The sequence below is a fragment of the Pseudoduganella sp. jia 12 genome (genome assembly GCF_055502675.1).
Window position 1 is genome coordinate 378662 of record NZ_JBUXKP010000001.1, and the last position, 20763, is coordinate 399424.

Genomic DNA, 20763 nt, shown 5'->3' on the forward strand with positions numbered 1-20763 from the left:
CGTCGTTGCTGCCAGCGTTCCCGCCGTGCTTTCTTCCTTCATCTCACTCATCGCGCTTTTCCACGATCACGAACGCGACCGCGTATTCCTCTTCATCGCTGACGGACACCTGCGCCACCAGGCGGTGGTGCGCCATGTATTGTTCCAGATCGCCGCTGCAGACGATGCACGGCTTGCCCAGCGCATCGTTGAGCAGCTGGGCGGCGGGCCACGTCATGGGCGGGCGCAGGCCCAGGCCCAGCGCTTTCGAAAACGCTTCCTTGGCCGCGAAGCGCGTGGCCACGTAGCGCACGCCGCGCACGGGATTGCGTTCGCTGCGCTCGCGGAACACCGCCATTTCCTCGGGACCGAGCACGCGGCGCGCGAAGCGTTCGCCCGAGCGGGCCAGCGCTTCGCCGATGCGGGGCACCTTGCAGATGTCGGTGCCGATCCCGTGGATCATCGGGCTCCCAGGCGGGTGGAGACCATGATGGCCTTCATTTCGCGCACGGCGTTTTCCCAGCCGACGAACACCGAATGCGCCACGATCGCGTGGCCGATGTTCAGCTCCTCGATCTGCGGGATGGCGGCGATCGCCTGCACGTTCGTGTAGTGCAGGCCGTGGCCGGCATTGACCTTCAGGCCGTGCCGCACGCCCCATTGCACGCCATTGCGCACGCGTTCGAGTTCGCGCAACTGCGCCTCGCCTTCGGCATCGGCATAGGCGCCGGTGTGCAGTTCGATGACGGGCGCGCCCACGTCGGCCGCGGCCTGGATCTGCGCTTCGTCGGCATCGATGAACAGGCTCACGCGGATATTCTCGCCCTGCAGCTGCTTCACGGCGGCGGCCACCTCCTTGTGGAAGCGCACCACGTCCAGCCCGCCCTCGGTGGTGATCTCGGTGCGTTTTTCGGGCACCAGGCACACGTCCGCCGGCTTGATGCGGCAGGCGAAGTCGATCATTTCCTGCGTGACCGCCGCCTCCAGGTTCATGCGCGTAACGAGTTGCGGTGCCATGCGGATCACGTCGTCATCCTTGATATGGCGGCGGTCTTCGCGCAGGTGCAGCGTGATGCAGTCGGCGCCGGCCTGTTCGGCCAGCAGCGCGGCGCGGATCGGGTCGGGGTACTTGGTGCCGCGCGCGTTGCGCAGCGTGGCCACGTGGTCGATGTTGACGCCCAGGTCGATCATCGTGCCGGAGGGGTGCAGGAAGCTCATGGTCTCTTGTTTTTAAAGTTGCATCAGGTCGATCAAAATCTGGCGCGTGTTCAGCGGCGCGCCGTTCAGCTGGTGGGCCAGCAGGAAGCGCATCAATTGCTTGCTTTGCGCCTGCGTGGCCGGGTCGGCGTAATCCTCGCGCGCCATGTCGAGCAGCGTCTTGCCCGCCACGCGCGGCGCCGTGTCGGCATCCACGGCGGGGCGCGGGCCGCGGTCGGGGTCGACCACGTACTGCAAGCCCGGCTTGACCTTGCCGCGCGTGTCGGCGCAGCGCGTGAGATCGGCCGCCACGCCGGTCTCCTTAAGTAAGGCCGTTTCGAACTTTCGCAAGACGATCGGCGGCGGCTCGTTGTGGGCGAGCTGGTTCAGCGTGGACACGTAATGGTCGAACAGGGCCGGATGCGCATCGTCGCGCGCCAGCAGCTTCACCAGCAGCTCGTTCAGGTAGAAGCCGCACAGCAGCGCCGTCTTCTCCAGCGGCAGCAGGCCGCCGACCCAGTCGGCATCGGTGAGCGTGCGCAGTTCGTTCTTGCCGGTCCACCCGGCCGAGACGGGCTGGAAGGTCTGCAGCACCCCGCGCAACTGCGAATGCGGGCGCTTGGCGCCTTTCGCGATCAGCGCCACGCGGCCGAAGTCGCGCGTGAGCAGCTCGACGATGAGGCTGGTTTCCTTGTACGGGTAGCTGTGGAGGACAAAGGCGGGTTGGGCGGTGACACGCGTGCCCACTGTACGGGGCGCGGCGCGCTTGCGGGCCTGCTGCGGGGCCGCTACCCCCGGGGCCTGCTTGAGCAGGTAGGAAACGGCGTTGTCGCGCACTTCCAGGGCGGCGTTCGTGACGGGCACGACGGACGAGGATTCGGCGGTAGCGGTATCCGGGCCGTTTGCGGCCAAAGCCTCATCCTGCAAGGATGCGGTTTCGGCCGAGGTTTGGCTCTTAGCCATGAACTGCTTATTCGTACCCGTAAGCGCGCAAGCCGGCTTCGTTGTCGGCCCAGCCGGACTTCACCTTGACCCAGATCTCCAGGTAGACCGGGCCGCCGAACAGCTTTTCCATGTCCAGGCGCGCCTGGGTGGAGACTTCCTTCAGCCGGGCACCCTTGTTACCGATGATCATGGACTTGTGGCCATCGCGTTCGACGAGGATGGCGGCGAAGATGCGGCGCAGATTGCCCTCCTGCTCGAACTTTTCGATCAGCACGGTGCTCGTGTACGGCAGCTCGTCGCCGACGAAGCGGAACAGTTTTTCGCGCACGATCTCGGAGGCGAGGAATTTCTCGCTGCGGTCGGTGATGTCGTCTTCGCCGAATACCGGGTCGTTTTCCGGCAGCAGGCGCTTGATCTCGTTCTGCAGGCCGTCAAGCTGGAAGCGCAGCTTGGCCGACACCGGCACCACGGCGGCGAAATCGTATTTCGATGCCACCTGCTGCGCGAACGGCAGCAGCACGGCCTTGTCCTTCACGCGGTCGGACTTGTTGATCACCAGGACCACGGGCACGTCCTTCGGCAGCAAATCGATCACCTGCTGGTCGGCCGGGCCGAATGTGCCCGCCTCCACCAGGAACAGGATCACGTCCGACGAATCGAGCGTGCCCGTGACGGTCTTGTTCAGCGTCTTGTTCAGCGCGTTCGCGTGGCGGGTCTGGAAGCCCGGCGTGTCGACATAGATGAACTGGGCATCGGCCAGCGTCTGGATGCCGGTGATGCGGTGGCGCGTCGTTTGCGCCTTGCGCGAGGTGATGCTGACCTTGGCGCCGATCAGCGTGTTCATCAGGGTCGACTTGCCCACGTTGGGGCGGCCGACGATGGCGATATAGCCGCAGCGAAATCCTGCGGGCGTGGTGGCGTCAGTCATGTTGTTTCTCGGTTATTTGTTGGCGAGCTTCTTTTCCGCCGCTTCGCCGCCCTGCACGGTGGCGATGCCCGCGAGCTTGAGCTGCGCGGTACGGGGTTTGCTCTTGCGCGCGGCGGCGGGCGCCCTTTGCGCGGCCTGTTCGGCCACTTCCAGCGCCAGCTTGGCGGCTGCCTGTTCGCCGGCGCGGCGGCTGCCGCCCCGGCCATAGACCTGGATGCCCAGCTTGGGCACCAGGCACTCGATTTCGAATTCCTGGCTGTGCGCGGCGCCGTGCGTGGCCACCACGTTATACAGCGGCAGCGAAATCTTTTTACTCTGTAAAAACTCCTGCAGCAGCGTCTTGGCATCCTTGCCCAGGGTGCGCGGGTCGACCGTGTCGAGGATGGGGATGTAGAACGAGCGCACCACCCTGGCCGCCGCGTCGAAACCGGCATCGAGGAAGACCGCGCCCAGCAGCGCCTCGAGCGTGTCGGCCAGGATCGATGGCCGGCGGAAACCGCCCGATTTCAGCTCGCCCTCGCCCAGCCGCAGGAATTGCGACAGTTCGAGCTTTTGCGCGATCTCGTACAGCGATTGCTGTTTCACCAGGTTGGCCCGCAAGCGGGACAGGTCGCCTTCGTCGATCTGCAGGTAGCGTTCGTAAAGGATCGAGGCCACGACGCAGTTCAGGATCGAATCGCCCAGGAATTCCAGGCGCTCGTTATGCAAACTGCTGTGGCTGCGATGCGTCAGGGCCTGCTGCAATAATCCAGCATCCCCGAACGTGTGGCCCAGCCTGGTTTGCAATAACTGTAGATTCATCTTCCTGTGTGTCCTGTCTGTCGTGTCACTCGGCGGTGGCGGCGATCTTGCCGCCCTTCGCGGTGGAGCCGCTGTATTCGAGCAGCACGCTGGCCGGCCCGGCCAGGTGGATTTTCTTGTCGTAGGCAAAGGAAACTTCGATATCGCCATCGACGCGCTCGATCGTCAGGTCGCGGCCGCTGATCGAGCTGATGTAGTTTACCTCGGCGCTGCGATCGAACGCGGCACGCATCTCCTGCGGCGTGCCGCCGGCCGCCCTGGCCTTGGCGATCGCCGCGCTGACCGCCCGGTATTCCGTATAGGTAGGCAGGATTTTCATCGCCAGCACGCCGATCGCGCCGACCAGCGCCAGCACCACGATCAGCCCGGTCAGCGAGATGCCGTCCTGCCTGCAACGTTCACGCATGCGTGCTCCTTACTGGATGCCGCCGATCCGGCTCATGCTGGACAGGTTCATCCACACGGCCACCGCCTTGCCGACGATGTTCTTGTCGGGCACGAAGCCCCAGTAGCGGCTGTCCGCGCTGTTGTCGCGGTTGTCGCCCATCATGAAATAATTGCCCGCCGGCACCGTACAGGTAAAGCCGTCATAGGTGTACGTGCAGGCTTCCTTGTTCGGGAAATCGCGCACGTCCGACAGGTTCAGCGTGGGCGCGCGGTCGTCGTTCAGGATGCGGTGCTCGGTGCCGGACAGGTTCTCCCTGAATTGCTTCTTGTAATTCAGGGTTTCTTCTTCCAGGTAATCGTCTTCCGCCACGTAACTGATCGGCTTGCCGTTCACGGTCAAACGCTTGTTTTCATAAGTGATCTTATCACCCGGCACGCCGACGACGCGCTTGATGTAATCCTGGCTCATGTCCTTCGGATACTTGAACACCATGACGTCGCCGCGCTGCGGGTCATTGAGCTGGATGATCTTCTGGTTGACGATCGGCAGGCGGATGCCATACGTGAACTTGTTCACCAGGATCAGGTCACCCACGAGCAGCGTGGGCACCATCGACGACGACGGGATCTTGAACGGCTCGAACAGGAACGAGCGCAGCACGAAGACCAGCGCGATCACCGGGAAGAAGCTGCCCGAGTATTCGATCCACGTGGGCTGGCGCAGCAGCGCGTGCTCGATCTGCGCCCGGCTGGCCGCATTGCTGTCGACCTTGATGCCATCGGCGGTCAGCTTGGCGGTGCGGGCGTCGTAGTCGGCCAGTGCCTTGTCGGCGGCTGCGCGGCGCTGCTTTGCCAGGTAAAACACGTCCAGGACCCAGATGATCCCGGTTACCACCATCAGCACGAACAGGATCAGTGCAAAATTGCCGAGGATGCTTTGCAATGTCATTTTTCTTCCACTTGGAGGATTGCCAGGAACGCTTCCTGCGGGATCTCGACGGAGCCGACCTGCTTCATGCGCTTCTTGCCCGCCTTCTGCTTCTCGAGCAGCTTCTTCTTCCGCGAGATATCGCCGCCGTAGCACTTGGCCAGCACGTTCTTGCGCAGCGCCTTCACGTTTTCACGCGAGATGATGTTCGAGCCGATCGCGGCCTGGATCGCCACGTCGAACATCTGGCGCGGGATCAGCTCGCGCATCTTCGCCGCCACCTGGCGGCCGCGGTACGGTGCGTTGGCGCGGTGCACGATGATGGCCAGCGCGTCGACCTTCTCGCTATTGATCAGCATGTCGACCTTGACCACGTCCGCCGAGCGGTATTCCTTGAACTCGTAATCCATCGACGCATAGCCGCGCGACGTGGATTTGAGCCGGTCGAAGAAGTCCAGCACGATCTCGGCCATCGGCATTTCATACACGAGCTTGACCTGGCGGCCATGGTAGGCCATGTCCAGCTGCACGCCGCGCTTGGCGATGCACAGCGTGATGACGGAGCCCACGTATTCCTGCGGCATGTACAGGTTGACGGTGACGATCGGCTCGCGCACGTCGTTGATGTGCGATGGATCGGGCATGCGGGAAGGATTGTCCACCTTCAGGATGGAGCCATCGCGCTGTTCCACTTCGTACACCACGGTCGGTGCCGTGGTGATCAGGTCCATGTCGAACTCGCGCTCGAGGCGCTCCTGCACGATTTCCATGTGCAGCAGGCCTAGGAAGCCGCAGCGGAAGCCGAAGCCCAGCGCCTGCGACACTTCCGGCTCGTACATCAGCGCGGCATCGTTCAGTTTCAGCTTTTCCAGCGAGTCGCGCAGTGCGTCGTACTGGTTCGCCTCCACCGGGAACAGGCCGGCGAACACCTGCGGCTGCACTTCCTTGAAGCCGGGCAGCGGCTCCGGCGCCGGCCTGGCGGCGTTGGTGATGGTGTCGCCCACGCGGGCCACCTTCAGTTCCTTGATGCCGGCGATCACGAAGCCCACCTGGCCAGCCGACAGTTCCGGCAGCGACACGGAACGGGGCGAGAAGATGCCGATGTCTTCCACCAGCTGCACCGACTCGGTGGCCATCAGGCGGATCTTTTCCTTCGGCTTCAGCGTGCCATTGACGACGCGCACCAGCATGACGACGCCGACATAGGGGTCGTACCACGAGTCGATGATCAGCGCCTGCAGCGGCGCGGTCGGATCGCCCTTCGGCGGCGGCACCTTGGCGATGATCGATTCCAGCACGTCTTCCACGCCCAGGCCCGTCTTGGCCGAGCAGTGCACGGCATCGCCGGCTTCGATGCCGATCACGTCCTCGATCTCGGCGATCGCCGACGGCGGGTCGGCGTTCGGCAGGTCGATCTTGTTCAGCACCGGCACCACCTCGACGCCGAGGTCCAGCGCCGTGTAGCAGTTGGCCACCGTCTGCGCCTCGACACCCTGCGAGGCGTCGACGACCAGCAGCGCGCCTTCGCAGGCCGACAGCGAGCGCGAGACTTCATACGAGAAGTCGACGTGGCCCGGCGTGTCGATCAGGTTCAGGTTGTAGATTTCACCATTGCGCGCCTTGTATTTCAGCGCCGCCGTCTGGGCCTTGATGGTGATGCCGCGTTCGCGCTCGAGGTCCATCGAATCGAGCACCTGGGCTTCCATTTCGCGGTCGGACAGGCCGCCGCACAGCTGGATGATGCGGTCCGCCAGCGTGGATTTGCCATGGTCGATGTGGGCGATGATGGAAAAATTGCGAATGTTGTTCATTTATAAAACGGCAAAAAAAACGGCGTGAAGGCCAACATTGATGCGGCCAATACAAAAAGCGCTCTGGGCGGGGAAAGCCCTGCCGAGCGCCTTTCGAGAAAACGTGCAAGGAAAAACCCTTGGCATTTTACCGGATTTCAGAGTGGAAAGCCCGAAATCTGACGCCGTGGACGTCCAGGCGGGCTTAAAAACTCATGAATGCGGGATTGCCGCGAGCAGGGCCGACACCTTCGGTTCGTCCAGGAAGTAATGACACAGCCGCTCCTCGCCGCGGTACAGCACGGGGACCAGCTCGTCGAAGCGGGCCACCAGCGCGGGGTCGGCATCCACGTCGATCACGTCGACGGTAAACGGCTGGCCGGGCGTGCGCAGTGCCAGGAGGGCATCGAGCATGTCCTGGCACAGGTGGCAATAACTGCGCGAATAAAGAATGAAATGCATGAGTGAAATGCATGAGCGGGATGCGTGGATGCGGTGCAAGCGTGGCATGGGCGGCGGGTGGGCCGCCGCCCTGCCGCTTGTCCAGGTGCTTACTTCGGTGCCGGGGCCAGGGCCGGGCGCAGCGTGAGGAAGCGCGCCAGGTTGCCGCGGCGCACGAGCACGACCGCATTGCGCTTCGGATCGAGCTTCGAGACGAGCGCGTTGAACTGCTTGCCATCGACGATCGGCGCGTTGTTCAGCTGGAGCAGCACGTCGCCTTCCTGGATGCCGGCGCCGGCCGCCACGCCTTCGGCCGCATCGACCTTCACGCCGCCCTGCACGCCGAGTTCCTTCTTCTCGGCGGCGGCCAGGTCGCTCACCTTCAGGCCCAGCGCATTGGCCGCGCCCTGGCCGGACGGCTTGCTGCCCTCGCCACGGGCACCGCGCGGCTGGTCGGACTCGAGCTCGGCAACGGTGACGGGCAGGTCGACCGCCTTGCCCTGGCGCCAGACCGTGATGGTGGCGCGGGTGTTCGGCGTCGTATTGCCGACCAGGCGGCGCAGGTCGGACGAGCGTTCGATGTCCTTGCCATTGAACTTGGTGACGATATCGCCGGGACGCAGGCCGGCCTTGGATGCCGGGCCGCCCTCTTCCACCATCGACACTTCGGCGCCCCGCGCATCCTTCAGGCCCAGCGACTCGGCCACTTCGCGCGTGACTTCGCCGATCTGCACGCCGATGCGGCCGCGCGTGACCTTGCCGGATTTCTTCAGCTGGTCGGCCACGCGCATGGCTTCGTCGATGGGGATGGCGAACGAAATGCCGTTATAGGCGCCGGACAGCGTGGCGATCTGCGAGTTGATGCCGATGACTTCGCCGCGCATATTGATCAGCGGGCCGCCCGAGTTGCCGGGGTTGACGGCCACGTCGCTCTGGATCAGCGGCAGGTATTCGCCGGTGTCGCGCGACTTGGCCGAGATGATGCCGGCGGTGACGGAGTTTTCCAGGTTGAATGGCGAGCCGATCGCCACGACCCATTCGCCGACGCGGATCCGGTTCGAATCGCCCATCGTCAGCACCGGCAGGCGCGAACCGTCGATCTTCAGCACAGCCACGTCGGTGCCCGCGTCGGAACCCAGTACCTTGGCCTTGAATTCGCGCTTGTCGGTCAGCGTGACATACACTTCGTCGGCGCCGGCCACTACGTGCGCGTTGGTCAGCACATAGCCGTCGGCGGAAATGATGAAGCCGGAACCGACGCCGCGCTGCACTTCGCGCTCCTGCGGTACCTGCTGTTGCTGGCGGTTGCCGCGCGGCTGGCCTTCGCGGCGCGGGGTGGGCATCTGGCCGCCGAAGAAGCGGCGGAAGAATTCCTGCATTTCCTCTTCGTCGGCACCGGGGGTGCGCAGGCGCTGGATTTCGGTGGTGCGGATATTGACGACGGCTGGACCGACTTTCTCCACCATGTCGGCAAAATCGGGCAGGCCCGCCACGGCGCCGGTGGCCGGCGCGGCATGGACAGGTGCCAGCCCCAGCGTGGCAGGCGCGAACAGGATACCCGCGCTGACCAGCAGCGCCGACAAGGTTTTGTTACCAGCAGAGATATTGGTTTTCATAGGAATGTCTGTTTTCGGTATGGGTCGGGGCGCAACGCGAGTTGGCGGGCTACCTGGCAGGCAGCCGGCCACTGGCTCCGCTGTATGGTAAGCGAAAAGCTGAAGTTGCAGCACGCACAAGATGTTGCAGCTGATAACAAATTTCAAGAGGAGATTTGTAGCGCGCTGTAACGGCGCGCAGGCGGCAACCGTCGAGGATGGCGCCTGCGCCGCGGATTCGAAGGCAGAACGGAGAGATAGGAGTGGGAAGTCAGGAAACGGTGACGGCAGCGGGGCCTTCGCGCACCGCCGGATCGGCGGGGCGGCCCGGCAACTCCTCGGCGGCAAGGCGTTCGGCGAGCCGTGCCGCGAAGCCGGCGGAGAGTTCGGCTTCGGGCTGGTGCGCACGCAATGCGTCGCCGACCAGGTGGTACATGCGCCATGCGGCAAGGCCTTCGGGCTCGGACAAGGCTGCCAATGTCAGCTCGACTTCGGATGCGGGCAATGCGTTATCCACCATCGCCGAGATGTTTTCCTGGAGGCGGGTCGGGGTTTCCATGACATATCCCTGGGCGGAAAAAATGATCGATGATCACACGGACTGAACTGTCAGTTTCGGAGGCTTACCAGCGCTTGTCAACCGGCATATCCAGGAGTGGACGCAATTTGTCGGCGATCACTTCACGTGCCCGGAAAATGCGGCTGCGCACGGTTCCGATGGGGCATGACATGATTTCCGATATCTCTTCATAACTCAGCCCTTCGATCTCGCGCAGCAGGATCGCCGTGCGCAAATCAAGGGGCAGCGCATCCATCGCGGCATTGACCGTTTCCGCGATCTGCTTGCTGGCCAACATCGACTCGGGCGTGTTGATGTCGCGCAGGCCATCGACTTCACCAAGCGCCTCCCCGCTCTCGGCATCGACAGGTGCCGTGGCGGTGCGACGCCCCTGCGTGACCAGGAAATTCTTGGCGGTGTTGATGCCGATCCGATACAGCCACGTGTAGAAGGCGGAATCGCCACGGAAATGACGCAAGCCGCGGAAAGCCTTGATAAAGCTTTCCTGGACGACGTCTTCCGCCGAGGCGGGGTCGTGCACGATGCGCGACACCAGCCGCATCAGCCTGCGCTGATATTTACACACGAGCAAGTCGAATGCCTGCCGTTCACCTGCCTGGACTCGCTCGACCAGCAGCTGATCGCTTTCACGGTCTGTCGTCACACCTTTGCCCTCGGTGGCCTGCAGCGCCGGCGCTCCATATGGCTATAGAGACGACGCGAGGTAATTGGTTCAGGGGTTCACAGGATTTTTTTTCGCCCCGCCGGCATCGCCAGCCCCGCCCGCGGCGATCGCCCGCGCCGCCAGCGACAGCCGGCGCCGCACGTCCGGCGCGGCACTGTCGGGCAGCACGACCAGCCAGTGCACGGGCCCGGACTTGCCCGCCTCGCCCGCGTCGGCTTTCAAGCGCAACAGCAACAGGCCGGGCCACAATGTGGAGCCCGGCAGCAGCCGCACGCCGTGCCCCATGCCCGCGTGCTGCGCATCCCTCTGGTGGTATACCGCCAGGCGGATTTGCCCGACAGCCGAAATATCAATGCGCGCCGGCTTGACAAGGGCACGCCCGGAAGCAGCTCCCACAATGCCAGCGGCGAGCAGCGACGCGCCCGCGATGCCGGGCCCCGACCAGGCCGCGCAAGCCAGCACGGCGACGCACAGGACCGCATGCGCCATGCGCAAGGCGGGCGATGGACGGATGACGGCGCTGATGGCGATGGACATGGATCGCGACGAAAAAGCGAAGCAAACGAGCGAAGCAAACGAGCGAAGCAAGCGACGAGGCAAACGAGCGAAGCGAACGAGCGAAGCAAATGAGCACGCAGTGAAGCAGCGCTGGACGCGTTCGCGCCGGCTGGATCAACCGCGACCCTGACTTATAGCTGACTTATTACTAGGGAAAGAACCTGGAAGCGCCGGCCTCTTGCCGGGCGATCGGGTGCCGACGAATGCCGGCACCGCCAAGCCGCGGCGGCTGACGGTCAACAGTCAACGAAAAGTCAACTGACAACAATCAACCGCCGGGCTACTGGCGCTCACTCCGGTATGACCGGGGTGAGCAGGGAAAGTTCAAACTTTTCCGAACACGAGGCTGCCGTTCGTTCCGCCGAAGCCGAACGAGTTCTTGACGGCATACTGGATGGCCATCGGCCGGGCGACATTGGCGCAGAAGTCCAGGTCGCACGCCGGATCCTGGTTGAACAGGTTGATCGTGGGCGGCGCCACCTGGTGGTGGATCGCCAGCACGGTGAACACGGCTTCGAGGCCGCCGGCGCCACCGAGCAGGTGACCGGTCATCGACTTCGTCGAACTCACCACCAGGCTCTTGGCATGATCACCGAACGCATACTTGATGCCGGTGACTTCGGCCACGTCGCCCAGCGGCGTGGACGTGCCGTGCGCGTTCAGGTATTGCACCTGGTCGGGATTGATGCCGGCGTTCTTCATGGCCGCGATCGCCGACTTGGCACCGCCGCTGCCATCTTCCAGCGGCGACGTCATGTGGTACGCATCCGCGCTCATGCCGAAGCCCAGCAATTCCGCGTAGATCGTCGCACCGCGCGCCTTGGCGTGCTCGTACTCTTCCAGCACCATCACGCCGGCGCCTTCGCCCAGCACGAAGCCGTCGCGGTCCTTGTCCCACGGGCGCGAAGCGGTCGCGGGATCGTCGTTGCGGGCCGACAGCGCACGGGCGGAAGCAAAGCCGCCCAGGCCCAGTGGCGACACGGTGGATTCGGCACCGCCGGCCACCATGATGTCGGCATCGCCGTATTCGATCAGGCGCGCCGCCGCGCCGATGCTGTGCAGGCCGGTGGTGCAGGCCGTCACGATCGCCAGGTTGGGACCGCGCATGCCATATTTGATCGAGAGGTTACCGGAGATCATGTTGATGATCGAGGCCGGTACGAAGAACGGCGAGATACGGCGCGGACCGCGCTTGTCGTAATCCGCTTTCTGTTCTTCGATCATCGGCAGGCCGCCGATGCCGGAGCCGATGATCACGCCGATGCGATCGGCGTTCTCTTCGGTGACGACCAGACCGGAATCCTGGATCGCCTGGATACCCGCGGCCATGCCGTAATGGATGAACGCATCCATATGGCGGGCCTCCTTGACGTCGAGATACTCCTCGACGTTGAAGTTCTTGACCTCGCCGGCGAAGCGGGTCGAGAACGCGCTGGCATCAAACTTGGTGATGTTGGCGATACCGGATTTGCCCTCGGTAACCGCGCTCCACGCTTCGGCAATCGAATTGCCGATCGGGGACACGACACCTAAGCCGGTAACCACCACACGACGGTTTTTGGAACTCAAGCGATTCTCCTGGAGTCGATCTTTGCTGCTGTTGCTACGAACTTAGGCCTTGACGTGGTTCGTCGCGTAGTCGATAGCCTGCTGCACGGTGGTGATCTTTTCGGCTTGTTCGTCAGGGATTTCCATTTCGAACTCGTCTTCCAGTGCCATTACCAGTTCAACGGTGTCGAGGGAATCGGCGCCCAGGTCATCGACGAAGGACGATTCGTTCTTGATGTCGGCTTCGGCGACGCCCAGTTGTTCGGCGACGATCTTCTTAACGCGTTGTTCGATATCGGACATGTTATGGCTCCATTGTGTGTATGTTACGGAAAGCGCGCATTTTATCAGGTTTGCGCGCTGAAAAACTAATTTCGGCTTCTGTGCTCAGCTTTACCGAAATCGGTGCTAAAAAACGGGATCAGGCATTTAAACACATGCAAGACCGTTTAATTGTTATTACCCCATGTACATGCCGCCATTCACATGCAATGTCGTGCCGGTAATGTACGCGCCACCCGGCGAAGCCAGGAAAGCCACTGCCGCGGCGATGTCTTCCGGCTTGCCGAGGCGCCCCAGCGGGATCTGCGTCAGCAGGGCCGCATGCTGTTCCTCGCCCAGGACTTTCGTCATGTCGGTGTCGATGAAACCCGGTGCGATGCAGTTCACGGTGATGTTGCGGCTGCCGATTTCCCGGGCCAGTGCGCGCGACATGCCTTCGACACCGGCCTTGGCCGCCGCATAATTCATTTGTCCCGGATTGCCGGAAGAGGCCACCACCGACGTGATGTTGATAATACGCCCAGTCTTCGCTTTCATCATGCCACGCAGGACCGCGCGGGAGAGGCGACCGACAGCCGACAGGTTGGTGGCGATGACTTTGTCCCATTCATCGTCCTTCATCCGCATCGCCAGCTGGTCGGCCGTGATGCCGGCGTTGTTGACGAGGATGGCGATCGCGCCGAACTGCTTGCCCACTTCGTCGATGACGGCGCCGCAGCGCTGCGCATCGGTCACGTCCAGCACGATGCCCTTGCCCGCCTCCTCGCCGATGTCGGCCAGGTAAGCGGAAATCGCCTCGGCACCCGCCTCGGTGGTGGCGGTGCCGATCACTTTCGCACCCTGGCGCGCCAGTTCGGTGGCGATGGCCTTGCCGATGCCGCGCGATGCGCCCGTGACGAGCGCGACTTGGTTGGACAGATTCATGGTCTTCCTTCGATGTTATTTCAACGTTGCCAGCAGGCGTTCCAGCGCGGCCTGGTCGGTGATCGCGTCGCCCACCAGGTTCGGGTCGATGCGCTTGGTCAGTCCCATCAGCACCTTGCCCGGACCGCATTCGACGACCTGGGTGATGCCGCCCGCCGCCACCTTCTGCATCGTTTCCACCCAGCGCACGGGGCTAGCGGCCTGGCGCACCAGCGCATCCTTGATGCTCGCCGGATCATGCAATACAGCAACATCAACATTGTTGATCAGATCGATCTGCGGCGCACTGAAATGGATGCTTTCCATGTAGTCGCGCAGGCGGTCCGAGGCAGGCTTGAGCAGCGACGAGTGGAATGGCGCCGATACCGGCAGCCGCATCGCGCGCTTGGCGCCCTTGGCCTTGGCGATCTCGCATGCCTTGTCCACGCCGGCGGCATGGCCGGCGATCACGACCTGGGCGGGCGCGTTGTAGTTGACCGCCTCCACCACCTGGGTCGGATCGGCGGCGACGGCTTCGGCGCAGGCGGCGCGCACGTCGTCGTCGGACAGGCCGAGCACGACGGCCATCGTGCCCTGCCCCACCGGCACTGCTTCCTGCATGGCCTGCGCGCGGAAACGCACGAGCGGCACCGCATCCTTGAACGGGATCACGCCTGCCGCGACCAGCGCCGAATATTCACCCAGGCTGTGGCCTGCGACGAGGGACGGCACCGGGCCGCCCGCGGCGATCCACGCGCGGTAGACGGCGACGGCGGCCGTCAGCATGACCGGTTGCGTGTTGGTGGTGAGGTCGAGTTCTTCCTTCGGGCCTTCGGCGATCAGCTTGCCGAGATCGAACTGCAGCGCGTCCGACGCTTCGGCGATCGTCTGCTCGACGATCGGGTTGCCGTTGAAACCGGCCATCATGGCCACGGCCTGGGAACCCTGGCCGGGGAATACAAATGCGAATTGGGTCATGGTGTGTTCTCGTTATGAAAGCGGACACGCCGGGGCGCATCCGCGTTTAGAGCAACAATTCTAAAACGGCGCGCATTGTACACCGCCGTTTGCATTCCACCTAAAGCTTGCGCCGACAACCTGCATCGTCGCCAAGTCCCGGCAAGCAGGCAAAGCTTTTTTATTCTTACATCCTCGCCAAGTCCTGGCGAGCAGGTAAAGCTGTTTGGGTCACATCCTCGCCAAGTCCTGGCGAGCAGGTAAAGCTTTTTATTCTTACATCCTCGCCAAGTCCTGGCGAGCAGGTAAAGCTGTTTGGGTCACATCCTCGCCAGGACGGCACCCCACGTGAATCCGCCGCCGACGCCTTCCATCAGCACGACATCGCCCTTCTTCACGCGGCCATCGCGCACGGCGGTATCGAGCGCCAGCGGGATCGAGGCGGCCGAGGTGTTGCCATGCTGGTCGACGGTGACGACCATTTTTTCCGGCGTCATGCCCAGCTTCTTCGCGGTGCCGTTCATGATGCGGATATTCGCCTGGTGCGGGATCAGCCAGTCGACCTGGCTGCTCGTCATGCCGGCCGCATTCAGCGCCTCGTGGGCAACCTTTTCCAATACCGTCACGGCCAGCTTGAACACGGCCTGGCCATCCATGTACAGGAACGCACTGCCCGCCACCGCTCCGCCGGCCACGTTGCCGGGCACGGAGAGGATGTCGGAATGACGGCCATCCGCGTGCAGCTTGCACGCCAGCACACCGGGCTCTTCGGAAGCGCTCAGCACCACCGCGCCGGCGCCATCGCCGAACAGCACGCACGTGGTACGGTCTTCGAAGTTCAGGATGCGCGAAAACACTTCCGAGCCGATCACCAGCACGTTCTTGTGCATGCCGGACTTGATGAAGCTGTCCGCCGACGCCAGCGCGTAGACGAAACCGCTGCAGACAGCCTGCACATCCACCGCCGCGCTCGTATTGGTCATGCCCAGCTTGCGCTGCACGATGCAGGCGGTACTGGGGAAACTGCCGAAGAAGTCCGGGGTGGAGCTGGCGACGATGATCAGGTCGATATCGTCCGGCTGCAGTTCCGCCATCTCCAATGCGCGCCGGGCAGCGTGCACCGCGAGGTCGGAGGACACCTGTTCCGGTGCCGCGTAATGACGCGCCGCAATACCACTACGGGAGGTGATCCACTCGTCGGACGTCTCGATACCCTTGGCTGCCAGCTGGTCGGCCAGATCCTGGTTCGTGACGCGTTGCTCGGGCAGGTAACTGCCCGTGCCGATGATTTTGCTGTACAGGGTCATGCCGTCTCATCCAATGGTTGTGTTTTCGCGCGGCATCAATTCGGCGATCAGGTCCGCCAGCTGCTGCTGCACATCGTTCTTTGCAGCATCGTAGGCCCGGCGGATCGCCCATTCGTAGGCTTCCACCTCGGCGCCGCCGTGGCTCTTGAACACCAGGCCGCGCAGGCCCAGCAGGCTGGCGCCGTTATAGCGCGCAGGATTCAGGCGTCGCCGGATGCGCTTCAGCGCGCTATTGGCGATCGCCGCGCCCAGCATCGTGAGCGGAGTACGCCTGAATTCGGTGGTCAGCACCATCTTGAAGAAGCCCGCCACGCCCTCGACGGCCTTCAAGGCCACGTTGCCGACGAAGCCATCGCACACGACGACGTCCGTCGTGCCCTTGAAGATGTCGTTGCCTTCCACATTGCCGAAGAAATTGAGCTTGCCGCGCTCGTGGTCGGTTTGCAGCAAGGCGGAGGTGGCTTTCACCACCTCGTTACCCTTGATGTCCTCGGTGCCCACATTGAGCAGGCCGATGGTGGGCCGCGCAATGCCCTCCATCGCATGCACGAGCACGGAGCCCATGATCGCGAACTGGTGCAGGTGGTGCGGCTCGCAGTCGACATTGGCGCCCAGGTCCATCACATAGGTGGGGCCATCCTTCTGGTTCGGCATGATACCGCAGATCGCCGGGCGATCGACGCCGGCCATGGTTTTCAGTACGTAGCGGGAAACGGCCATCAGCGCGCCGGTATTGCCGGCGGAAACGCAGGCCTGGGCCTTGCCGTCCTTGACCTGCTCGATGGCCACGCGCATCGACGAATCCTTCTTGCGGCGCAGGGCCACTTCGAGGGGATCGTCCATCAGCACCTGTTCGGAGGCGTGCAGGATCGTGATGCGGGCGTGGTCGCCCGCGCGGTGCTTTTTCAGTTCGGCGCGGAGCACGTCCTCGAGGCCTACCAGGATCAGCTCGGCATCGGTTTCGCGGTTCAGGAAGGAAATTGCGGCAGGAATCGTGACCGACGGGCCGTGGTCACCGCCCATGCAGTCGATAGAAATTTTTATTGTCATTGCGGGCAAGATGCAATCCCGGCGACAACGCCGGAGCCTGCGGTTTCAAGACACATCAATTCCCGGCAGGCCGGGGAACAGCATGCGGAAATACAGCCATCGCATGCTGGAAGGTGCTCGGGGACGGCGAAAAGAAAAAGCGGCGCCACGATAAAAACTTTCGCGTGCACCGCTTTTGGTCTTTGGCCGAAACCAAAACGCCGATTACTCGTCGTTTTTGGTCTTCAGCACCTTGCGACCACGATAGAAGCCGTTCGGGCTGATGTGGTGACGCAGGTGGGTTTCGCCGGTGGTCGGCTCGACTGCCAGGTTCGGGGCGGTCAGGAAATCGTGCGAACGGTGCATGCCGCGCTTCGACGGGGACTTCTTGTTCTGTTGAACTGCCATGATGACTCCTAATACATAAGTTCTAAAATTTTAACACAATCGACTGGCAAATACATGCAAATCGAGTATCCCAGCGGTATTGCGGCATTCGAATTACTGTCGCGCTACCATGCTGCATTACTACTCAATGCCACTCGCAGCCGATTGGCATATTCTTTACTGCAAAATTGTCTTTATTTTTTCAACGCCTTCAGCGCGTCGAATGGCGATTTCTTTTCGCTCCGCACCGAATCGAGCAGCGCCGTGTCGGGGCAGACGTCGTGCTTCGGTGCTTGCGGCAAGGCCAGCAGGGCCTCGTCTTCAATCAGGTCCATCAGGTTCATCGAGCGCGTACCGACGATCACGTCGATCGTCTCGTCATCGATCACCTGTTCGATTTCATCGGCCTTGGCATCATCCTCGCCCAGCATCAGCACGGTCGAGGAATCGATCTCGTAGGCGAACGGGGTCAGGCAGCGCTGGCAGGCCAGTTGCACGGTGCCGCTCACGGCCAGGCGCAACTGCGGGAAACCCTGCTTGCTCGTTCCGCCTTCGACTCTCCAGGCGAGCTCGCCATCGGGAGAAGCGCAATCGCGCACGAGGCGTTCCATCCCGGCGACCGGCGTTACGCCTTCACGGGTGCCACCCGTTCGACAGAATTCAAAGGCGTCGATCAGTTGGACGTTCATCGCAGCGCTCATCGGCTAAAACTTCCCTCGAAAACCTGAGATAATAGCAGGGTTTTCAGCGCCCGGTCAAAGACTTGCGCGCGCGCCCGGCGGTTTCAGGGCATCCAGGGACGTAAATCCAACGGCGCACAGAGCATATAACAATTCGTGGCGCCTCGCCACAATAAAATCTTTCCATGAATCACAACTTTCCGCCACCCGTCTTTCCTCCATTAATCCTCGCCTCCAGCTCGGCCTACCGCCGCGAGCTGCTGGCCCGCTTGCGCCTGCCATTCACGGTCGACGTGCCGGCCATCGACGAAACGCCGCTGGCTGGCGAGGCGCCCTCCGCCACGGCACTGCGTCTGGCCCGCGAAAAAGCCCGCGCCGTCGCGGCGCGCCACCCCGGCAGCCTCGTGATCGGTTCCGACCAGGTTGCCACGCTGGACGATGAACAGATCGGCAAGCCCGGCACCCATGCGGCCGCCCTCGCCCAGTTGCAAACCATGCGCGGACGCGAAGTGGTCTTCCACACCGCGCTGTGCCTGTGGGATGGCCGCACCGGCAATGCACAGGTGGAAGATATCCGCACCGTCGTCAAGTTCCGCGACCTGCCGGACGCCGAACTCGATGCCTACCTGCGCATCGAGCAGCCGTACGATTGCGCCGGCAGCGCCAAGAACGAAGCCCTCGGCATCGCCATCCTGGAACGCATCGATTCCTCGGATCCCACCGCGCTGACCGGCCTGCCGCTGATCGCCCTTACCGGCATGCTGCGCGCTGCCGGCGTCCCCTTCTTCAAGGCCTGAACATGCCCGGCACCCTCTACCTCATTCCCAACACGCTGGGCGACACCACGGCGTTGAACCATGTCATTCCCGAGCACGTGCAGGCGTTGACGGCGCAGCTGCCGCACTTCGTTGCCGAAAACGCCAAGACGGCACGGGCGTTCCTGAAACTGGTGAACGCCGTGCACCCGCTTGCGCGGCCGCTGCAGGAAATCGCCATCGCCGAGCTGAACGTCAACACGAAGGCCGAGGCGCTGGCCGGCCTGCTGGCACCGCTTCGGGCGGGGCACGACGTTGGCCTGCTGTCCGAAGCGGGCGTGCCGGCCGTGGCCGATCCCGGTGCCGACCTGGTGCGCCTGGCCCACCAGGAAGCCATTCCCGTGCGGCCGCTGGTCGGCCCGTCGTCGCTGCTGCTGGCCGTGATGGCAAGCGGGCTGAACGGCCAAAGCTTCGCGTTCAACGGCTACCTCCCCACGGACGCCGCCGCACGCGCCAAGCGCCTGAAGGAACTGGAGGTACGCTCGCGCGCGGAAAAACAGACGCAACTGTTCATCGAGACGCCCTATCGCAACGGCGCACTGCTCGAGGCCCTGGTGGCGGCTTGCCAGCCCGGCACGCTCGTCTGCGTGGCGACCGACATCAGCCTGCCATCGGAAACGATCCGTACGCAAACGGCGGCGCAATGGAGAAGCGCGCTGGCCGGCGGCCGGGCGCCGGATTTCCACAAGAAGCCGACGGTGTTCCTGTTCCTGGCGGTATAGGGAGAATCAGCGGGCGGGCGTGGCGGTCACGCCGCTGGTATAGCCATTGATCCAGTCGTACGCGGCCAGCTGGCTCGCGTACAGCGTCGATGGCGCCAGGCCGATCCGGTGCAGCAGCCCCGTGAGCTCGGGGCCTTCGCGGGCGCCTTCGACCAGTTCGATCAGCTTCAGCACGTCGCCGTAGTCGCCGGTGCGGTGCAGCAGCGCAGCACGCACATCGTCCAGCACATTCACGCTGTCGAGGATTTCCGGCATCGCCACCGAGAACAGCGTATCCATCAGCGACATGATGCCGACCGTGAAGCCGATGTCGGCGCCGGTGCGCTCGCCGGGACGCAGGTGTTCCAGCACGTTTTCCATCGTCTTGCCGCGCGTGGTGGCCAATTGCAGCAGCGGCGAATCGTATTGCTGGCCCTTCACGTACAGCAGGATCTGCAGCCAGCGTTGCAACTGCTGGCGGCCCAGCACGATCAGTGCATGGCCCACCGAATTGATACGGAAGCGGGCACCGACGGCCGGGGTGTTCACGAGGCGCAGCAGGCCCAGCGTGATCACCGGATCGAGCTTGATGCCCCGTTCGATGTCGCGCTGTTCCGCGTCCGACGCCAGCAAGTCCAGCAGGTGCATGATGGCCATCTGCGATGGCGCTATCTTCTTGCCGGACAAAATGACCGGCCGGGCAAAATAATATCCCTGGAAATATTCAAAGCCCAGGTCCATGCAGTGGCGGAATTCCTCCTGCGTTTCGACCTTTTCCGCCAGCAGTTTCTGGCGCGGGTTCTTCAGCGAGCGGGTCAAATCGGCCAGCGTAGCGCGGGACATGCCCTGGATGTCGATCTTGATCACGTCCATCAACGGCTGCAGCCTTGCCACGCTTTCCGACGCGGCCACCACATCGTCCAGGGCAAACTTGTAACCCGCCTGCTTCAGCTCGGTGACCCTTGCCACCACGTCCGGCGTCGCATCGACCGATTCCAGCACCTCCAGGATCACCTTGTCGTTCGGCAGGAAGTGGATGAAATCGCTCATCAGGCCGGCCGTGTCCACGTTCACATACGCCAGCTGCTCGCCCACCACTTTCTGCATGCCCAGCTCGGAGGCGTGGGCGATCACGGACGCGGTCGCCGCAGCGCCGTCCGTGAAGTGCGCACCGCCGCTTTCGGCATTGCGGTACAGCAGCTCGTAGGCAACGAGCCGCTGGGAACGATTGAGGATGGGTTGCCGCGCCAGGAAAAATTGGTTGGCGTATGGCATCGGAATATCCGGGCTAACTGCCAGTGTCATGGAGGGACCTGCTTGAAAACGATGCCGCTACCATAACTGCTCATTAGCGAAATGGC

Annotated in this window: 24 protein-coding genes; 2 read left to right on the forward strand and 22 right to left on the reverse strand. The window is 63.2% G+C overall.

Annotation, left to right across the window (positions count from 1 at the left end):
- Positions 1 to 43: 43 nt before the first annotated feature.
- The 21 genes from acpS to ACY65G_RS01560 form a co-directional block, all read right to left on the reverse strand.
- Positions 44 to 442 carry a holo-ACP synthase gene (gene acpS / locus ACY65G_RS01460; RefSeq protein ID WP_130188479.1) on the reverse strand — a complete coding sequence of 133 codons (399 nt, stop codon included), beginning with the start codon at positions 440 to 442 and terminating at the stop codon, positions 44 to 46.
- A complete protein-coding gene (gene pdxJ, locus ACY65G_RS01465) occupies positions 439 to 1197 on the reverse strand; it encodes a pyridoxine 5'-phosphate synthase (protein ID WP_464995601.1) in 759 nt (252 codons plus the stop codon). The genes acpS and pdxJ overlap by 4 nt, the downstream gene beginning before the upstream one ends.
- A 12-nt stretch (positions 1198 to 1209) precedes the next feature.
- Positions 1210 to 2139, reverse strand: a complete 930-nt coding sequence (gene recO / locus ACY65G_RS01470) for a DNA repair protein RecO (RefSeq protein WP_464995602.1) — start codon at positions 2137 to 2139, stop codon at positions 1210 to 1212.
- Positions 2140 to 2146: 7 nt separating this feature from the next.
- Positions 2147 to 3049 carry a GTPase Era gene (era, locus tag ACY65G_RS01475; protein ID WP_464995603.1) on the reverse strand — a complete coding sequence of 301 codons (903 nt, stop codon included), beginning with the start codon at positions 3047 to 3049 and terminating at the stop codon, positions 2147 to 2149.
- A gap of 12 nt (positions 3050 to 3061) precedes the next feature.
- The gene (rnc, locus tag ACY65G_RS01480) at positions 3062 to 3850 is read right to left on the reverse strand and encodes a ribonuclease III (RefSeq protein ID WP_464995604.1); all 789 of its coding nucleotides are present in this window, start codon (positions 3848 to 3850) and stop codon (positions 3062 to 3064) included.
- A gap of 25 nt (positions 3851 to 3875) precedes the next feature.
- The gene (locus tag ACY65G_RS01485) at positions 3876 to 4256 is read right to left on the reverse strand and encodes a DUF4845 domain-containing protein (RefSeq protein ID WP_464995605.1); all 381 of its coding nucleotides are present in this window, start codon (positions 4254 to 4256) and stop codon (positions 3876 to 3878) included.
- Positions 4257 to 4265: 9 nt separating this feature from the next.
- Complete coding sequence (gene lepB, locus ACY65G_RS01490; protein ID WP_464995606.1) at positions 4266 to 5186, reverse strand: signal peptidase I; 921 nt, start codon at positions 5184 to 5186, stop codon at positions 4266 to 4268.
- Complete coding sequence (gene lepA, locus ACY65G_RS01495) at positions 5183 to 6976, reverse strand: translation elongation factor 4 (RefSeq protein ID WP_464995607.1); 1794 nt, start codon at positions 6974 to 6976, stop codon at positions 5183 to 5185. Before lepA ends, lepB begins: the two co-directional genes overlap by 4 nt.
- Positions 6977 to 7168: 192 nt before the next feature.
- Positions 7169 to 7417, reverse strand: a complete 249-nt coding sequence (locus tag ACY65G_RS01500; protein WP_464995608.1) for a glutaredoxin family protein — start codon at positions 7415 to 7417, stop codon at positions 7169 to 7171.
- A gap of 89 nt (positions 7418 to 7506) precedes the next feature.
- A complete protein-coding gene (locus ACY65G_RS01505) occupies positions 7507 to 9012 on the reverse strand; it encodes a DegQ family serine endoprotease (protein WP_464995609.1) in 1506 nt (501 codons plus the stop codon).
- A gap of 250 nt (positions 9013 to 9262) precedes the next feature.
- A complete protein-coding gene (locus ACY65G_RS01510; RefSeq protein ID WP_464995610.1) occupies positions 9263 to 9550 on the reverse strand; it encodes a sigma-E factor negative regulatory protein in 288 nt (95 codons plus the stop codon).
- A gap of 64 nt (positions 9551 to 9614) precedes the next feature.
- Positions 9615 to 10214, reverse strand: coding sequence for an RNA polymerase sigma factor RpoE (rpoE, locus tag ACY65G_RS01515; RefSeq protein ID WP_464995611.1), 600 nt, complete (start codon positions 10212 to 10214; stop codon positions 9615 to 9617).
- A 69-nt stretch (positions 10215 to 10283) separates the two neighbouring features.
- The gene (locus ACY65G_RS01520) at positions 10284 to 10772 is read right to left on the reverse strand and encodes a hypothetical protein (RefSeq protein ID WP_464995612.1); all 489 of its coding nucleotides are present in this window, start codon (positions 10770 to 10772) and stop codon (positions 10284 to 10286) included.
- Positions 10773 to 11117: 345 nt separating this feature from the next.
- The gene (gene fabF, locus ACY65G_RS01525) at positions 11118 to 12362 is read right to left on the reverse strand and encodes a beta-ketoacyl-ACP synthase II (RefSeq protein ID WP_464995613.1); all 1245 of its coding nucleotides are present in this window, start codon (positions 12360 to 12362) and stop codon (positions 11118 to 11120) included.
- A gap of 42 nt (positions 12363 to 12404) precedes the next feature.
- Complete coding sequence (acpP, locus tag ACY65G_RS01530) at positions 12405 to 12644, reverse strand: acyl carrier protein (RefSeq protein ID WP_130188465.1); 240 nt, start codon at positions 12642 to 12644, stop codon at positions 12405 to 12407.
- A 156-nt stretch (positions 12645 to 12800) separates the two neighbouring features.
- Complete coding sequence (gene fabG / locus ACY65G_RS01535) at positions 12801 to 13547, reverse strand: 3-oxoacyl-ACP reductase FabG (protein ID WP_464995614.1); 747 nt, start codon at positions 13545 to 13547, stop codon at positions 12801 to 12803.
- Positions 13548 to 13562: 15 nt separating this feature from the next.
- Positions 13563 to 14504 carry an ACP S-malonyltransferase gene (gene fabD / locus ACY65G_RS01540; RefSeq protein ID WP_464995615.1) on the reverse strand — a complete coding sequence of 314 codons (942 nt, stop codon included), beginning with the start codon at positions 14502 to 14504 and terminating at the stop codon, positions 13563 to 13565.
- A 299-nt stretch (positions 14505 to 14803) separates the two neighbouring features.
- A complete protein-coding gene (locus ACY65G_RS01545) occupies positions 14804 to 15790 on the reverse strand; it encodes a beta-ketoacyl-ACP synthase III (protein WP_464995616.1) in 987 nt (328 codons plus the stop codon).
- A 6-nt stretch (positions 15791 to 15796) separates the two neighbouring features.
- Positions 15797 to 16840, reverse strand: a complete 1044-nt coding sequence (plsX, locus tag ACY65G_RS01550) for a phosphate acyltransferase PlsX (RefSeq protein ID WP_464995617.1) — start codon at positions 16838 to 16840, stop codon at positions 15797 to 15799.
- 204 nt (positions 16841 to 17044) lie between these two features.
- Positions 17045 to 17227 (reverse strand): 50S ribosomal protein L32, encoded by a 183-nt coding sequence (gene rpmF, locus ACY65G_RS01555; protein ID WP_005666806.1) that lies wholly within the window; start codon positions 17225 to 17227, stop codon positions 17045 to 17047.
- A gap of 173 nt (positions 17228 to 17400) precedes the next feature.
- A complete protein-coding gene (locus ACY65G_RS01560) occupies positions 17401 to 17895 on the reverse strand; it encodes a YceD family protein (RefSeq protein ID WP_464995618.1) in 495 nt (164 codons plus the stop codon).
- Between the two features lie 176 nt (positions 17896 to 18071).
- Here ACY65G_RS01560 and ACY65G_RS01565 point away from each other — a divergent pair, with 176 nt between their 5' ends.
- Both ACY65G_RS01565 and ACY65G_RS01570 read left to right on the forward strand, forming a co-directional pair.
- Positions 18072 to 18683: a Maf-like protein gene (locus tag ACY65G_RS01565; RefSeq protein ID WP_464995619.1), complete on the forward strand. Its 612-nt coding sequence runs from the start codon at positions 18072 to 18074 to the stop codon at positions 18681 to 18683.
- A 2-nt stretch (positions 18684 to 18685) separates the two neighbouring features.
- Positions 18686 to 19423 carry an SAM-dependent methyltransferase gene (locus ACY65G_RS01570; RefSeq protein ID WP_464995620.1) on the forward strand — a complete coding sequence of 246 codons (738 nt, stop codon included), beginning with the start codon at positions 18686 to 18688 and terminating at the stop codon, positions 19421 to 19423.
- A gap of 6 nt (positions 19424 to 19429) precedes the next feature.
- Here the strand turns inward: ACY65G_RS01570 and ACY65G_RS01575 are convergent, their stop codons facing one another.
- Positions 19430 to 20677 (reverse strand): EAL and HDOD domain-containing protein, encoded by a 1248-nt coding sequence (locus ACY65G_RS01575; RefSeq protein ID WP_464995621.1) that lies wholly within the window; start codon positions 20675 to 20677, stop codon positions 19430 to 19432.
- Between the last annotated feature and the right edge of the window lie 86 nt (positions 20678 to 20763).

What these genes read in the sequence shown, in the direction of transcription:
- acpS (WP_130188479.1), bottom strand. Translation starts at nt 442, where the DNA reads ATGATCCACGGGATCGGCACCGACATCTGCAAGGTGCCCCGCATCGGC.
- pdxJ (WP_464995601.1), bottom strand. Translation starts at nt 1,197, where the DNA reads ATGAGCTTCCTGCACCCCTCCGGCACGATGATCGACCTGGGCGTCAAC.
- recO (WP_464995602.1), bottom strand. Translation starts at nt 2,139, where the DNA reads ATGGCTAAGAGCCAAACCTCGGCCGAAACCGCATCCTTGCAGGATGAG.
- era (WP_464995603.1), bottom strand. Translation starts at nt 3,049, where the DNA reads ATGACTGACGCCACCACGCCCGCAGGATTTCGCTGCGGCTATATCGCC.
- rnc (WP_464995604.1), bottom strand. Translation starts at nt 3,850, where the DNA reads ATGAATCTACAGTTATTGCAAACCAGGCTGGGCCACACGTTCGGGGAT.
- ACY65G_RS01485 (WP_464995605.1), bottom strand. Translation starts at nt 4,256, where the DNA reads ATGCGTGAACGTTGCAGGCAGGACGGCATCTCGCTGACCGGGCTGATC.
- lepB (WP_464995606.1), bottom strand. Translation starts at nt 5,186, where the DNA reads ATGACATTGCAAAGCATCCTCGGCAATTTTGCACTGATCCTGTTCGTG.
- lepA (WP_464995607.1), bottom strand. Translation starts at nt 6,976, where the DNA reads ATGAACAACATTCGCAATTTTTCCATCATCGCCCACATCGACCATGGC.
- ACY65G_RS01500 (WP_464995608.1), bottom strand. Translation starts at nt 7,417, where the DNA reads ATGCATTTCATTCTTTATTCGCGCAGTTATTGCCACCTGTGCCAGGAC.
- ACY65G_RS01505 (WP_464995609.1), bottom strand. Translation starts at nt 9,012, where the DNA reads ATGAAAACCAATATCTCTGCTGGTAACAAAACCTTGTCGGCGCTGCTG.
- ACY65G_RS01510 (WP_464995610.1), bottom strand. Translation starts at nt 9,550, where the DNA reads ATGGAAACCCCGACCCGCCTCCAGGAAAACATCTCGGCGATGGTGGAT.
- ACY65G_RS01520 (WP_464995612.1), bottom strand. Translation starts at nt 10,772, where the DNA reads ATGTCCATCGCCATCAGCGCCGTCATCCGTCCATCGCCCGCCTTGCGC.
- acpP (WP_130188465.1), bottom strand. Translation starts at nt 12,644, where the DNA reads ATGTCCGATATCGAACAACGCGTTAAGAAGATCGTCGCCGAACAACTG.
- fabG (WP_464995614.1), bottom strand. Translation starts at nt 13,547, where the DNA reads ATGAATCTGTCCAACCAAGTCGCGCTCGTCACGGGCGCATCGCGCGGC.
- fabD (WP_464995615.1), bottom strand. Translation starts at nt 14,504, where the DNA reads ATGACCCAATTCGCATTTGTATTCCCCGGCCAGGGTTCCCAGGCCGTG.
- ACY65G_RS01545 (WP_464995616.1), bottom strand. Translation starts at nt 15,790, where the DNA reads ATGACCCTGTACAGCAAAATCATCGGCACGGGCAGTTACCTGCCCGAG.
- plsX (WP_464995617.1), bottom strand. Translation starts at nt 16,840, where the DNA reads ATGACAATAAAAATTTCTATCGACTGCATGGGCGGTGACCACGGCCCG.
- rpmF (WP_005666806.1), bottom strand. Translation starts at nt 17,227, where the DNA reads ATGGCAGTTCAACAGAACAAGAAGTCCCCGTCGAAGCGCGGCATGCAC.
- ACY65G_RS01560 (WP_464995618.1), bottom strand. Translation starts at nt 17,895, where the DNA reads ATGAACGTCCAACTGATCGACGCCTTTGAATTCTGTCGAACGGGTGGC.
- ACY65G_RS01565 (WP_464995619.1), top strand. Translation starts at nt 18,072, where the DNA reads ATGAATCACAACTTTCCGCCACCCGTCTTTCCTCCATTAATCCTCGCC.
- ACY65G_RS01570 (WP_464995620.1), top strand. Translation starts at nt 18,686, where the DNA reads ATGCCCGGCACCCTCTACCTCATTCCCAACACGCTGGGCGACACCACG.
- ACY65G_RS01575 (WP_464995621.1), bottom strand. Translation starts at nt 20,677, where the DNA reads ATGCCATACGCCAACCAATTTTTCCTGGCGCGGCAACCCATCCTCAAT.